This is a genomic window from Cronobacter turicensis, from assembly GCF_041222865.1.
Classification (GTDB): Bacteria; Pseudomonadota; Gammaproteobacteria; order Enterobacterales; family Enterobacteriaceae; genus Cronobacter; species Cronobacter turicensis.
Genome location: NZ_CP165997.1, coordinates 2,634,149 through 2,647,487 on the forward strand (window position 1 = coordinate 2,634,149; position 13,339 = coordinate 2,647,487).

13 protein-coding genes are annotated in these 13,339 nt (G+C 56.1%); 9 read left to right on the forward strand and 4 right to left on the reverse strand.

From position 1 onward, the window contains the following. The first annotated feature begins 69 nt into the window (after window positions 1-69). The 6 genes from pyrC (at window position 70) to AB8W27_RS12635 (ending at window position 4,736) form a co-directional block, all read left to right on the forward strand. Window positions 70-1,116: a dihydroorotase gene (gene pyrC / locus AB8W27_RS12610; RefSeq protein WP_015740824.1), complete on the forward strand. Its 1,047-nt coding sequence runs from the start codon at window positions 70-72 to the stop codon at window positions 1,114-1,116. 85 nt (window positions 1,117-1,201) lie between these two features. Next, window positions 1,202-1,447, forward strand: coding sequence for a DNA damage-inducible protein I (gene dinI / locus AB8W27_RS12615; RefSeq protein WP_007769370.1), 246 nt, complete (start codon window positions 1,202-1,204; stop codon window positions 1,445-1,447). A 323-nt stretch (window positions 1,448-1,770) separates the two neighbouring features. After that, complete coding sequence (gene bssS, locus AB8W27_RS12620) at window positions 1,771-2,025, forward strand: biofilm formation regulator BssS (protein ID WP_007707814.1); 255 nt, start codon at window positions 1,771-1,773, stop codon at window positions 2,023-2,025. Window positions 2,026-2,142: 117 nt separating this feature from the next. Continuing rightward, window positions 2,143-3,267, forward strand: coding sequence for an N-methyl-L-tryptophan oxidase (gene solA / locus AB8W27_RS12625; RefSeq protein ID WP_015740823.1), 1,125 nt, complete (start codon window positions 2,143-2,145; stop codon window positions 3,265-3,267). 324 nt (window positions 3,268-3,591) lie between these two features. Next, window positions 3,592-4,146, forward strand: coding sequence for a cytochrome b (locus AB8W27_RS12630; protein ID WP_015740822.1), 555 nt, complete (start codon window positions 3,592-3,594; stop codon window positions 4,144-4,146). 14 nt (window positions 4,147-4,160) lie between these two features. Continuing rightward, window positions 4,161-4,736 carry a YceI family protein gene (locus AB8W27_RS12635; RefSeq protein ID WP_007866757.1) on the forward strand — a complete coding sequence of 192 codons (576 nt, stop codon included), beginning with the start codon at window positions 4,161-4,163 and terminating at the stop codon, window positions 4,734-4,736. A 56-nt stretch (window positions 4,737-4,792) separates the two neighbouring features. Here the strand turns inward: AB8W27_RS12635 and AB8W27_RS12640 are convergent, their stop codons facing one another. Further along, a complete protein-coding gene (locus AB8W27_RS12640; RefSeq protein WP_015740821.1) occupies window positions 4,793-5,842 on the reverse strand; it encodes a rhodanese-related sulfurtransferase in 1,050 nt (349 codons plus the stop codon). Between the two features lie 225 nt (window positions 5,843-6,067). On the opposite strand from AB8W27_RS12640, the gene AB8W27_RS12645 reads away from it, so the two are divergent. Then, on the forward strand, window positions 6,068-6,988 hold the full coding sequence (locus AB8W27_RS12645; protein ID WP_041923424.1) for a Kdo(2)-lipid IV(A) acyltransferase: 921 nt from the start codon (window positions 6,068-6,070) through the stop codon (window positions 6,986-6,988). 126 nt (window positions 6,989-7,114) lie between these two features. Further along, window positions 7,115-7,492: a MysB family protein gene (locus tag AB8W27_RS12650; protein ID WP_015740818.1), complete on the forward strand. Its 378-nt coding sequence runs from the start codon at window positions 7,115-7,117 to the stop codon at window positions 7,490-7,492. A gap of 3 nt (window positions 7,493-7,495) precedes the next feature. Here AB8W27_RS12650 and AB8W27_RS12655 read toward each other — a convergent pair whose 3' ends face one another. The 3 genes from AB8W27_RS12655 to mdoG form a co-directional block, all read right to left on the reverse strand. Then, window positions 7,496-7,723 carry a YceK/YidQ family lipoprotein gene (locus AB8W27_RS12655; RefSeq protein ID WP_004385242.1) on the reverse strand — a complete coding sequence of 76 codons (228 nt, stop codon included), beginning with the start codon at window positions 7,721-7,723 and terminating at the stop codon, window positions 7,496-7,498. Window positions 7,724-7,822: 99 nt separating this feature from the next. Next, window positions 7,823-10,351, reverse strand: a complete 2,529-nt coding sequence (gene mdoH / locus AB8W27_RS12660; protein ID WP_015740817.1) for a glucans biosynthesis glucosyltransferase MdoH — start codon at window positions 10,349-10,351, stop codon at window positions 7,823-7,825. After that, the gene (mdoG, locus tag AB8W27_RS12665) at window positions 10,344-11,879 is read right to left on the reverse strand and encodes a glucans biosynthesis protein MdoG (RefSeq protein WP_161577233.1); all 1,536 of its coding nucleotides are present in this window, start codon (window positions 11,877-11,879) and stop codon (window positions 10,344-10,346) included. Before mdoG ends, mdoH begins: the two co-directional genes overlap by 8 nt. 273 nt (window positions 11,880-12,152) lie before the next feature. Between mdoG and mdoC the strand changes: the two genes are divergently transcribed. Then, the gene (gene mdoC / locus AB8W27_RS12670; RefSeq protein WP_041923423.1) at window positions 12,153-13,310 is read left to right on the forward strand and encodes a glucans biosynthesis protein MdoC; all 1,158 of its coding nucleotides are present in this window, start codon (window positions 12,153-12,155) and stop codon (window positions 13,308-13,310) included. Window positions 13,311-13,339 lie beyond the last annotated feature (29 nt).

Here is a 13,339-nt window from a genome sequence, read left to right on the forward strand (position 1 = left end):
TTACGCTTATCCTTAGTGCCCGGCATAAAACCAGCCATTACTGACTGTTTCCCCAAGCCGGAGCCTTCCATGACTGCACAACCCCAGGTTTTAACTATCCGCCGCCCTGACGACTGGCATGTTCATCTGCGCGATGGCGACATGCTGAAAACCGTCGTGCCTTACACCAGCGAAACTTACGGGCGCGCTATCGTCATGCCAAACCTGGCGCCGCCGGTCACGACCGTGGAAGCCGCTATCGCCTACCGCCAGCGCATTCTCGACGCCGTGCCGGAACACCACACGTTTGAACCTCTGATGACCTGCTACCTGACCGACACACTGGATGCGGACGAGCTGGAGCGCGGTTTTCAGCAAGGCGTCTTTACCGCCGCCAAGCTCTACCCGGCAAACGCCACGACGAACTCCAGCCACGGCGTGACCAGCATCGATAACATCATGACGGTGCTGGAGCGAATGGAGAAACTCGGCATGCCGCTGCTGGTGCATGGCGAAGTGACCCACAGCGATGTCGATATTTTCGATCGCGAAGCGCGGTTTATCGAGACGGTTATGGAGCCGCTCAGACAACGTCTGCCGGGGCTGAAAGTGGTCTTTGAGCACATTACCACCAAAGACGCGGCCGACTACGTACGCGAGGGCAACACGCTGCTCGGGGCCACTATTACGCCGCAGCACCTGATGTTTAACCGCAACCACATGCTCGCAGGCGGCATTCGTCCACATCTTTACTGCCTGCCGATCCTCAAGCGTAACGTACACCAGCAGGCGCTGCGCGAACTGGTCGCGAGCGGCTGCGATCGCGTGTTTCTCGGCACCGACTCCGCCCCGCATGCGCGCCATCGTAAAGAGGCCAGCTGCGGCTGCGCGGGCTGCTTCAACGCGCCTTCGGCGCTGGGGGCGTACGCCACCGTGTTTGAAGAGATGAACGCGCTGGCGCACTTTGAGGCGTTTACCTCGATTAACGGCCCGCGTTTTTACGGCCTGCCGGTGAATGAAGATACCGTGACGCTGGCGCGTGAAGAAGGCGTCATGCCGGAAACGATAACTGTCGCCGACGATACGCTGGTGCCGTTCCTCGCCGGTGAAGCGGTGCGCTGGACGGTAAAACGCTAAGCGCACGCTAAAAAAATCACACCCCCTGTTGCATGTCGCCCGGCAAGCCTGTATATATATACAGTATGATTAACAGGGGGTTGTTATGCGTATTGAAGTGACTATCGCCAAAACCACGCCGCTGCCGCCGGGCGCTATCGACGCGCTGGCCTGCGAGCTATCCCGCCGTATTGAAAGCCATTATCCGGAAATGCCGAATCATGTCAGCGTGCGCTATGCCGCCGCTAATCAACTGTCGGTGCTGGGTGGCGCGAAAGAAGATAAAGATCGCATCAGCGAAATTCTTCAGGAAACCTGGGAGAGCGCTGACGACTGGTTTACCACTGATTAACCCTCATAACTGTCTTCTCTATGGTGTCAGTTTTTCCGGGCTTCGCCGCCCGGTTTTTTATATTTGTCCTGCCTTTTTCTGCGATAGCGCGTTTTTTCCCTTTTAAGCATTTATCTCATTGATCGACTCTCTTAACAAAAATTTGCGAATAATTTGCCGTTTTATTGTTCAGTGAATTCAAAATCTCGAAAAAAATGTGTGTCAGGGTATTTATTTCTGCCCCATTTTCCTTTATTGGTTGATATACTTTATTTGCTTCAGAGATAAGAAAAGCCGCATTGAACCTCATGAGTCGTTGTCTATAAACACGTATAAAGGGGGTTATGATGGAAAAAAATGAAGTAATACAGACGCATCCCCTTGTTGGATGGGACATCAGCACCGTCGATAGCTATGACGCACTGATGCTGCGGTTGCACTATCAATCCTCTCCGCAAGTGGATCGCGAAGCGACCGAAGTCGGCCAGACATTATGGCTAACGACCGATGTAGCAAGACAATTTATTTCTATCTTAGAAGCCGGCATTGCAAAAATTGAATCCGGTGAGTACCAGGAAAGCGATTATCGCAAGCACTGATAACGTGCTTTTCTTAAAACTCAAAGGCATCCTCCGGGGTGCCTTTATTTTTTCCTGCTTGAGAATTGTCCTGCTCTTAATTACTCTGCTAACCAATGGTTTTCACGGAGTAATTTCATGGAATACGATCTGATTATCATCGGTAGCGGATCAACAGGCGCAGCGGCCGGTTATTACGCGACTCGCGCCGGGCTTAACGTATTAATGATAGACAGCGCCCATCCGCCCCATCAGGAAGGCAGCCACCACGGCGACACACGTCTTATCCGTCACGCTTACGGCGAAGGCGAGCGTTATGTGCCGCTGGTACTGCGCGCTCAGGCGCTGTGGGATGAGCTGACAGAACTCGGCGGCGAGCGTATTTTCGAGCGTACCGGCGTGATTAATGTCGGCCCCGCGGATTCCGAATTTCTGGCGAATGTCGCTGACAGCGCCGCACGCTGGCAACTGCCGCTGGAAAAACTGACCGGTGACGAGGTTATGACGCGCTGGCCGGAAATCCGACTACCGGAAAACTACCTCGGCCTCTTTGAACCGAATTCCGGCGTACTGCTCAGCGAAAAGGCGATCGCCACCTATATCCGTCTTGCCGAAGAAGCGGGCTGCGCACAGCTCTTCAACTGCCCGGTCAGTGCTTTTGACGCCACCGCAGACGGCGTCAGCGTGACGACCGCCGATGGCGTCTATCGCGCCCGCAAGGCGCTTATCAGCGCCGGTACGTGGGTCTCGCGGCTGGTGCCGGGCCTGCCGGTGACGCCGGTGCGTAAAATCTTTGCCTGGTATCAGGCCGACGGGCGCTACAGCGCGAATAACCGTTTCCCGGCCTTTACCGGCGAAATGCCGAACGGCGACCAGTTTTATGGTTTCCCGGCTGAAAATAATGAGCTGAAAATCGGCAAACATAACGGCGGTCAGGTAATTTCGCGTCCGGAAGAGCGCGTGCCGTTTGGCGCGGTGGCGAGCGACGGTTCGGAAGCATTCCCGTTCCTGCGCCATTTCCTGCCGGGCATCGGCGGCTGCCTGTATGGCGCCTCCTGCACCTACGACAATACGCCGGATGAGGATTTTATTATCGATACCCTGCCGGATGCGCCAAACGTGCTGCTGGTGACGGGGCTGAGCGGCCACGGCTTTAAGTTCGCTTCGGTACTGGGCGAAATCGCCACGCAGTTCGCCGCCGACAAGCCGTATGCATTCGATCTGACGCCGTTCTCGCTCTCGCGCTTTGCCGCTTCTGCATGATATTGCAGCGGGCCGGACTATCTTACCGGCCCCAATTTTTGACATCTTATTGTCAAAATTATTGATTGCCCGCTGACAAAACCTGATAAACCACTAAACTATTTTGCGGCTAAACAATCCCTGCCCTTCGTGCTGCTTGCTTTATAACCAATACGCAAATCGATATTCGCCTGTGATATAGCGGTATCAGGAATCAATTAGCGATTTTTATGCGATATATCCTTTTGTTCAAATTATTTGACTAATTTGTTTTGTTTTTTTGGTTTGCTTTTCATGCCCCTAAACGCCACTGTTTGAGTCATTCTTATTGACGGATGCATAACCATGCAGTGGCGTAACTCACCAACACGATATGGACATTTCTCGGTACTCCTTCACTGGCTGATGGCGTTGACCGTTTACGGCATGTTTGCGCTCGGGCTGTGGATGGTATCGCTTGGGTACTACGATGTCTGGTATCACCAGGCGCCGGAAATTCACAAAAGTATTGGCATCATTCTGTTTGTCTTCCTGCTGGTGCGCGTGGTCTGGCGTTTTATCTCGCCGCCGCCTCCGCCGCTGGCCAGCTATTCCCGGCTGACGCATTACAGCGCCGTCGCGGTGCATATCATGCTGTATCTGATCCTGTTCACCATTCTTATCAGCGGCTATCTGATCTCAACCGCCGAAGGCAAACCGATTTCCGTCTTCGGGCTGTTTGAGGTACCGGCCCTTGTCAGCGGCGCAGGCGAGCAGGCGGATCTCGCGGGCGATATTCACCTGTGGCTCGCCTGGATCGTCGTGCTGCTCTCGGTCGCGCATGCCGCCGCCGCGCTGAAACATCATTTTGTCGACAAAAACGTCACCCTGAAGCGGATGCTCGGGAAAGCGTCACATTAACCATGGAGCGAAATATGAAGAAAAGCCTGCTGGGGGTCACTCTGGGTGCCCTGCTGTTCACTACCGGCTCAGCCGTTGCCGCCGATTACAAAATCGATAAAGAAGGCCAGCACGCCTTTGTTAACTTCCGTATCCAGCACCTGGGTTACAGCTGGTTGTACGGTACGTTCCGCGATTTCGACGGCTCGTTCACGTTTGATGAGAAAAATCCGGCGGCGGACAAAGTCAGCGTCACCATTAACACCAACAGCGTCGACACCAACCACGCCGAGCGCGACAAACATCTGCGCAGCGCGGAATTCCTGAACGTGGCGAAATTCCCGAAAGCTACCTTCACCTCCACCAGCGTGAAGAAAGACGGCGATGAGCTGGACATCACCGGCGACCTGACCCTCAATGGGGTCACCAAACCGGTGACGCTGGAGGCCAAACTGTTGGGCCAGGGTAAAGATCCGTGGGGCGGCGAGCGCGCGGGCTTTGAAGCGGAAGGTAAAATCAAGCTGAAAGACTTTAACATCACGACCGATCTCGGCCCGGCGTCTCAGGACGTGGATCTGATTATCTCGGTTGAAGGCGTGAAGCAGAAGTAATCGCGCTTCGGCACGAAAAAAAACCGGTCAGTTGACCGGTTTTTTGCACCTGCGGGTTATTCCGGGTCCGGAATGCCAGGCGTGGTATTAAGACGTCCACGGGATTTATTAAAGATTTTATTACCGTTCTCACGCCCCGCGCGGCGACGACGCTGCTCCTCTTCCGGCAGCGACATCTCTTCCTTGCACACCTCGCTGCAACAACCGGAAAACTTCTCCGCACAGGCCGGGCACTGAATAAACAGCAGGTGGCAACCGTCATTTTTACAGTTGGTGTGGCTGTCGCACGGCGCGCCGCACTGGTGACAGTGCGCGATCACGTCATCAGAGATGCGCTCGCCCATACGCTCGTCAAACACGAAGTTTTTACCGACGAAGCGCACCGGCAGCCCTTGTTCGCGCGCTTTACGCGCATACTCAATGATGCCGCCCTCGATATGCCAGACCTTCTGGAAACCGTTATGCCGCATGAATGCGCTCGCTTTTTCACAGCGGATGCCGCCGGTGCAGTACATGACGATTTTTTTGTCTCTGTACTCTTCCATCATCTCAACGGCTTTCGGCAGCTGTTCGCGAAACGTATCCGCCGGGATCTCCAGCGCGTTCTCAAAATGGCCCACTTCATATTCGTAGTGGTTACGCATATCGATAAATACCGCGTCGGGATCGTCAAGCATGGCGTTGACTTCCGCCGCCTTGAGATAGTCGCCTACGTCGCTGGCGTCAAAGGTCGGATCGTCAATGCCGTCCGCTACAATGCGGTCACGCACTTTCATGCGCAGCACCCAGAAGGATTTCCCGTCGTCATCCAGCGCAATGTTCAGACGCACGCCATTGAGCGCCGGATGAAAAGCGTACAGCGCGGCGCGAAACGCCTCGACATGACTTTCCGGCACGCTGATTTGCGCGTTGATGCCTTCATGAGCAAGATAAATACGGCCAAAGACATTCAGCGCAGTGAGTGTCTGCCAGAGCGCGTCGCGCGTGGCTTTCGGATCGTCGATGGTGAAATATTTATAGAATGAGATGGTGGTGCGCGGCTCGGTTTCGGCCAGCATGCGCGCCCTCAGTTCCTCATTCGATATGCGGTTGTGTAACACTGGCATGGTGTACGTTCCTGCTATCGGTGGGGGAATAAATGACGGCCGGCATGATATAGCAATTACCGTTAATTTACATCCTTACATTTTGCGCTACATTTTCCATTCCTTCTCGATGATTTATCTTCAGACAGGCGGCGCGGCGCGAAAGGCACAGAATTTTGGTCGTTCGCAAAAAAATGCCACAATACGGGCCGTGAAAGGGCTTCGCCTGCAATTAATGGAATTTTCATGACGCATTTACCGCAATTTTCTCGCGCACTGCTGCACCCCCGCTACTGGCTGACCTGGCTTGGCATCGGCCTGCTGTATCTCGTTGTGCTGCTGCCCTACCCGGTTATCTGGCGGCTGGGCCGCGGGATGGGCCGCCTCGCGCTGCGGCTGATGAGACGCCGCGCGCGCATCGCGCATCGCAATCTTGAGCTTTGCTTCCCGGAGATGAGCGAAGCCGAGCGGGAGGCGCTGGTGGTAAAGAACTTTGAATCTGTCGGCATGGGGCTGATGGAGACCGGCATGGCCTGGTTCTGGCCTGACTGGCGCATCGCGCGCTGGATGGAAGCATCCGGGCTTGAGCCGGTCAAAACGCTGCTGGCGCAAAAAAAAGGCATTTTGCTGATCGGCGTGCATTTTCTGACGCTGGAGCTGGGCGCGCGCATGTTCGGGATGCATACGCCAGGCATCGGGGTTTATCGCCCGAACGATAATCCGCTGCTCGACTGGCTGCAAACCTGGGGGCGCCTGCGCTCCAATAAAACCATGCTCGACCGTAAGGATCTCAAAGGCATGATCAAGGCGCTGAAAGGCGGCGAGATCATCTGGTATGCGCCGGACCATGACTACGGCCCGCGCAACAGCGTGTTTGTGCCGTTATTCGCCGTCGATAAGGCCGCCACGACCTCCGGCACATGGATGCTTGAGAAGATGTCTAAAGCGAGTATCGTGCCGTTCGTACCGCGCCGCAAAGCGGATGGCAGCGGTTACGAGCTGATTGTGCTTGAGCCGGAATGCTCGCCGCCCATCGACAGCGCCGAAGAGACCGCCGCCTGGATGAATAAGATCATTGAGAAGTGCATCCTGATGGCGCCGGATCAGTATATGTGGCTGCACCGCCGCTTTAAAACGCGCCCCGAAGGCGTACCGTCACGTTATTAATCCTGACTGCCCGCCGCGCATCGCGTGCGGGCACCGCCTCTGGCGAATTTTTTCCATTCATTCTTGCAAACCGCAATCTTCGACTATTCTTTCCTGAAACAACCATGTCCGTTCAGGGAGTAAGCTATGACTATGTACGCCACGCTTGAAGAAGCCATTGACGCAGCACGCGAAGAGTTCCTTGCCGCAAATCCGGGGATTGAAGAAGAGGACGCGGTTGTCGGGCTGTTCAATATGCAAAAGTATGTGCTGCAGGATGGGGAAATCATGTGGCAGGTGGAGTTCTTCGCCGATGAAACCGACGAAGGCGACTGCCTGACCGTGTTGACTGGTGACGCCGCGCAGAGCGTGTTTGACGGCGATTTCGATGAAATTGAACTGCGCCAGGAGTGGCAGGAAGAAAATACCCTGCATGAGTGGGATGAGGGCGAGTTCCAGCTGGAGCCGCCGCTGGATACCGAAGAAGGGCGCACCGCGGCGGATGAGTGGGATACCACCCGCTAAGCGTTACTCATACGGGCCGTGATGCATATCGACCGGCAGAAGCAAGGTATCGAAGATAAGCGAAAACGGCAGGTCGAGCATCAGGATGAAACGCCACGGCCTGTCCCGCACGTCCCACTGCACGCCGGGGTAGTACTGGTTGCCATGCCCCTGCCCCGGCACGGCGCGACTGATGATGCTGCCACATCCGCAGAGCATCCAGACGGCAAGCAGAACGGCGATAATTCTCAAGTGCGACCTCGCGTTTAACGTAATACATCCAGTATAACAGCCCGTCAGACGGGCAAAAAAATGCCGGCCTTCGTGGCCGGCATTTTCATTTCATCACGCTTAGCGCGTGCTTAACGCCTGTGGGTTAAGCTTCAGCGTCTCGTAGTGACTTACCCAGGAGGAGTATCTCTGCGGGTTCGCCCAGACGCGGTAGTGCATACGCGCCATCGTGACCGGGTCGCTCAGCAGCACCAGACGGCGGTCGCGGTTGAGTTTCTCCGGCGTATCGTTCAGCGCCTGCTCGACGTGACGATCGCGGGCGATCTCCAGCACATGGCTTGCGCGATGACGCGCGGTCGCCATGGCGGTCGCCAGCGCGTTAAACGACGGATGGAACACCGCGTGCATGAAGCCATCTTCCAGCGAACGGCTGCGGTTGAGCACCAGATAACGGTCGGTATCCACCAGCACCTGCGGCGGCGAATACTCTTCCGGGATCAGGAACAGCTTCCAGCGTTTAGTGCGCAGGCCAACGGTCGCGCGGCTCGAAATCACCGATACGAACGGCGACAGGATCAGCGAGAACACGATAGGCGCCAGCCAGAACAGGAAACGCAGATCAAGCCACGCCATACCGACCGCCCACACCAGGCCCAGCAGCAGCTGCGAGCCGTGACGCAGGAACGCTTCGCTCCACGGGGTGGAGTCGTCGTCACGCTGCGGCGAGTTCCAGACCACTTCCCAGCCGAGGAACGCGCTCACCACGAACACCGTGTGGAACAGCATACGCACCGGCGCCAGCAGTACCGAGAACAGCACTTCCAGCAGCAAAGAGAGCGTGACGCGGAAAAAGCCGCCGTACTCTTTCGGGCCTTTACACCAGATGAGAATGATGCTCAGCAGCTTCGGCAGGAACAGCAGCACCATGGTGGAGGCGAACAGCGCTATCGCAAGCTCAGGACGCCACTGCGGCCACACCGGGAACAGCTGGCGCGGTTGCAGGAAGTATTGCGGCTCGGTGAGCGCGTGTACCACCTGCAACGCCGTCGAGAGCGCCAGGAACAAGAACCAGAGCGGCGCTGACAGGTAAGACATGACGCCGGTCAGGAACACCGCGCGGTGAACCGGGTGCATCCCTTTAACCAGGAACAGACGGAAGTTCATCAGGTTGCCGTGACACCAGCGGCGGTCGCGCTTGAGTTCATCCAGCAGGTTCGGCGGCAGCTCTTCATACGAGCCAGGCAGATCGTAGGCAATCCACACGCCCCAGCCCGCACGACGCATCAGCGCCGCTTCCACGAAGTCGTGGGAGAGGATAGAGCCTGCGAAGGAACCTTCGCCCGGCAGCGGCGCCAGCGCACAATGCTCGATAAACGGCTTCACGCGGATAATCGCGTTGTGGCCCCAGTAGTGCGATTCGCCCAATTGCCAGAAGTGCAGGCCTGCGGTAAACAGCGGCCCATAGACGCGTGTCGCGAATTGCTGACAGCGCGCATAGAGCGTGTCCATGCCGGAGGCTTTCGGCGACGACTGGATGATCCCGGCGTTCGGGTTCGCTTCCATCAGACGCACCAGACCGGTCAGACAGTCGCCCGTCATCACGGAGTCGGCGTCCAGCACCACCATGTAGCTGTACTGGTTGCCCCAGCGGCGGCAGAAATCGTCGATATTGCCGCTTTTACGCTTCACGCGGCGGCGACGACGGCGATAGAAAATCTGCCCCTCGCCCTGCACTTCGGCAATCAGCTCCATCCAGGCTTTCTGCTCAGCGACGCAGATATCCGGATTGTAGCTGTCGCTCAGGATATAGACGTCAAAGTGCGCCTGCTGGCCGGTGGCTTTCACCGACTCCCAGGTCGCGCGCAGGCCCGCGAAGACGCGATCCACGTCTTCGTTACAGATAGGCATGATAAGCGCGGTGCGATGCTCAGGGTTTATCGGCTCATCCCCCACCGTCGAGGCGGAGATACTGTACTTATCTTTGCCGATAAGCAGTTGCAAGAAGCCCATCAGCGCCGTCCAGAAACCGGCGCTCACCCAACAGAACAGGATGGCGAACAGGATAAGGATGCCGCTTTGCAGCACATACGGCAGCAGTTGCATCAGCGACACCAGCCAGTCCTGGCCCATCATGTCCGCCGGGTTGATCAGCGCCCAACCCTGATACGGCAGAATGGTTTTCATATACCAGGTGGCGACGACGGTCTGAGACAACGTCAGCAACAGCAGGATGTAACGGCGGATGGTGCCGACCGTACGCCATTTCTGCTCCGCGGCGCGCTCTTCTTTTGTCAGCCCCGCCATGTAGCGCGGCAGCACTTCGCGACCGCGCAGACGGTCCCAGAAGCGCCCAATCGGGTTGGTGCGCCACGGGTCCGGGAACATAGAGGAACGCGTTGCCTTTGGCATTGCCTGGATCTGGGTGCGACCTTCATCGTCTTTGATCAGCTGATCGCCCTTGAGCGAGTCTGGCCAGCGCTGTTCCAGACGCGTTTTCACCGAGCCCAGCGGGGAGTCATCCTCGCGAGCCCAGACGCGTCCTTCAGCGTCCAGCGCCTGATGAAGGGCCTGCATGTCCGATGTCGGCAGCGCCGCTTTCTCAGCATCGGAAAGCGGCAGCAGGTCGATATACTCAGTAGACTTATTCATTGGCAGGTAGCTGATAGCTCCAGGTTTCACTCAGCGGCTGATCGCCATTCATCAAGGCAGCGCGCATTTCAGTGGTTTTCTTGGCGTCTTTGATTTTCACGCGCAGCGTCATACGCCAGCCTTTAGTCACTGGGTTGTAGCGCACGCTGTTTTCCACGATCTCGCCGTTATCGCCAATGCTCGCCTGCGCGGTCACCGGCGTGTTATCCGGCAGCTTTTGCATCTCGGCGCCGGTGTAATCCACCACAAACGCGATGGTGCCGTCCGGCTGACGGATCAGGTTGGACTGTTTCACGTCGCCGGTAGAGCGGCGCGTCTGCAGTACCCACGCGTTTTCCGGGGCGTGCAGTTTGTCTTCGTCGCGGCTAAAGGTGATGGTGTATTTAAAATTCATCTCCTTGCCCGGCTCCGGCAGCTGATCCGGCGTCCAGTAAGCCACGATGTTATCGTTGGTTTCGTCGTTGGTCGGAATTTCCACCAGCTCGATTTTACCTTTGCCCCACTGCCCTTGCGGGGTAACCCACGCGCTCGGACGCAGATCGTAGCGGTCGTCGATATCTTCAAAGCGGGAGAACTGGCGGCCGCGCTGCAGAAGACCAAAGCCCTGCGGGTTTTCGGTGGTGAACGCGCTGACGGCGAGGTGTTTCGGGTTATTCAGCGGGCGCCAGATCCACTCGCCATTACCGGCGTGCAGGGAGAGCCCGTTGGAGTCGTGCAGTTCCGGACGGTAGTTGGTGGCCGGCGACGGCTGGTTCGGCCCGAAGAGGAACATACTGGTCAGCGGCGCGACGCCCAGTTTGCCCACTTTATCGCGCAGGTAAACTTTCGACTGCACATCCACAACCGTATCGCGACCGGGGGTGATGATGAAGCGATAGGCGCCGGTTGCGCGTGGAGAATCCAGCAGCGCGAAAATTGTCAGGCGTTTGTCGGTCGGTTTCGGACGCTCAATCCAGAACTCGCGAAAGCGCGGGAACTCTTCGCCGGACGGTAACGCAGTGTCGATAGCCAGGCCGCGCGCGGAAAGTCCATAAACCTGGCCCTGGCCAATCACGCGGAAGTAGCTCGCGCCCAGCATGCTGACGATTTCGTCGTTTTTATCTTTATTGTTGATCGGGTAGAGCACTTTGAAACCGGCGAAGCCCAGGTCTTTGACGGTGTCTTTGTCGTGCTGCACATTGCCGAAATTAAAATAATCCGGGTTGTACTTAATTTTGCGAACGGTATTGGCCGTCACCTCGTTAAGGGCAACCGGCGTGTCGAAGTACATACCCTGATGGTAGAATTCAAGCTTGAACGGGGTTTTGATTTTGCTCCAGTAGGCTTTGTCGTGATTGAACTGGATCTGTTGGTAGTCCGCGTATTTCATGTCGCGGAAAACGGAGGGCAGGTTGCTTTTCGGCGCTTCATAGCTCTTGCCCGCTAAGGATTTCGCCTGTTTTGCGACGTCATCGATAGTGAAGGCCCAACCCGAAGTGGTATAAAGTGACAACATTACTGCTGCACCCAGCCAACCCATTTTCATCATCTGTGTTTTATGTTTCATATAACTAAGCACTTCCCCCTTTGTGTGCTTAAATCAATCCGATCCATTTTAATGGAAACTTGCGGTTTCCGACAACACAATCCCCGCTTTGTTCAGCACGTCGGCTCAGTGATTAAACAAATGAATGCGCGCCATTTTCGCTTTGCGAATTTGTCCTGGAGACTGCGTGTCGGCCTTCCTGTAGGGTGGGGGCCGAATCTAAAACAGAATCAGCCTGAGGGATAAGGCGAATAGTCCGAGATTTTATGGAGTGATATGACGACATCGACACAGAGAGAATTTTTTCTCGATTCCATACGCGCATGGTTGATGCTGCTTGGCATCCCGTTTCATATTTCGCTGATTTATTCCACGCATCAGTGGCACGTCAACAGCCTGACCCCGTCGGTGGGCCTGACGCTGTTCAACGATTTTATCCACGCTTTCCGCATGCAAGTTTTCTTTGTTATTTCAGGGTATTTCTCCTACATGCTATTCCTGCGCTACCCGCGCAAACGCTGGTGGAAGGTGCGCGTGGAGCGCGTCGGCATTCCGATGCTGACCGCCATTCCGCTGCTGACGCTGCCGCAATTTTTGATGCTGCAATATGTTAAAGGCCGCACGGAAACGTGGCAGACGCTTTCCGGCTATGAAAAATTCAACACGCTGGTATGGGAACTCACCTCGCATTTATGGTTTTTATTAGTGCTGGTGGTTTTCACGACGCTCGGTCTGCTGATATTTCAGTGGGTGAAAAACGCCCCGGAAGGGAAAAGCGCGGCGCTGGCGGAACGCCTGACATTAGGAAAACTCTCAGCGCTGTTTTTACTTTTCGGGGTCGCGTTTGCCGCACTCCGCCGTCTTATTTTTATCGTTTACGCGCCGATATTAAGCGACGGGCTGTTTAATTTTGTGGTGATGCAAACCCTCTTTTATTCGCCGTTCTTTATTCTCGGCGCGCTGGCGTTTAAACACGCCTCGCTGAAAAACCGCTTTACCACCTTCTCGCCAGGCTGCGCGCTGGGCGCGGCGGCGGCTTTTGTCGCCTATCTGCTGAACCAGCGTTATGGCAGCGGCGACGCCTGGATGTATGAAACCGACAACGTCATCAGCATGCTGATGGGGCTGTGGATGGTGAATGTGGTGTTCTCGCTGGGCCATCGCCTGCTGAATTTCAAATCGGCGCGCGTCACCTATTTCGTTAACGCCTCGCTGTTTATCTATCTGGTGCACCACCCGCTGACGCTGTTCTTCGGCGCGTATATTACGCCGCACATTCATTCAAACGCGCTGGGCTTTATCGCCGGACTGGTGTTTGTGATTGGAATTGCGGTGGTGTTGTATGAAGCGCATCTGCGCATTCCGCTGCTGCGGTTTCTCTTCTCAGGCAAACCGCAAAATAAAACCCCGTCGCCGGGAACCGCGACGGGGTGATCATGACACGCGCCGCAAGGCGCGTGTGT

Excerpts from the sequence above, each read along its gene's own strand:
- pyrC (WP_015740824.1), top strand. The coding sequence starts at position 70 with ATGACTGCACAACCCCAGGTTTTAACTATCCGCCGCCCTGACGACTGG.
- dinI (WP_007769370.1), top strand. The coding sequence starts at position 1,202 with ATGCGTATTGAAGTGACTATCGCCAAAACCACGCCGCTGCCGCCGGGC.
- bssS (WP_007707814.1), top strand. The coding sequence starts at position 1,771 with ATGATGGAAAAAAATGAAGTAATACAGACGCATCCCCTTGTTGGATGG.
- solA (WP_015740823.1), top strand. The coding sequence starts at position 2,143 with ATGGAATACGATCTGATTATCATCGGTAGCGGATCAACAGGCGCAGCG.
- AB8W27_RS12630 (WP_015740822.1), top strand. The coding sequence starts at position 3,592 with ATGCAGTGGCGTAACTCACCAACACGATATGGACATTTCTCGGTACTC.
- AB8W27_RS12635 (WP_007866757.1), top strand. The coding sequence starts at position 4,161 with ATGAAGAAAAGCCTGCTGGGGGTCACTCTGGGTGCCCTGCTGTTCACT.
- AB8W27_RS12640 (WP_015740821.1), bottom strand. The coding sequence starts at position 5,842 with ATGCCAGTGTTACACAACCGCATATCGAATGAGGAACTGAGGGCGCGC.
- AB8W27_RS12645 (WP_041923424.1), top strand. The coding sequence starts at position 6,068 with ATGACGCATTTACCGCAATTTTCTCGCGCACTGCTGCACCCCCGCTAC.
- AB8W27_RS12650 (WP_015740818.1), top strand. The coding sequence starts at position 7,115 with ATGACTATGTACGCCACGCTTGAAGAAGCCATTGACGCAGCACGCGAA.
- mdoH (WP_015740817.1), bottom strand. The coding sequence starts at position 10,351 with ATGAATAAGTCTACTGAGTATATCGACCTGCTGCCGCTTTCCGATGCT.
- mdoG (WP_161577233.1), bottom strand. The coding sequence starts at position 11,879 with ATGATGAAAATGGGTTGGCTGGGTGCAGCAGTAATGTTGTCACTTTAT.
- mdoC (WP_041923423.1), top strand. The coding sequence starts at position 12,153 with ATGACGACATCGACACAGAGAGAATTTTTTCTCGATTCCATACGCGCA.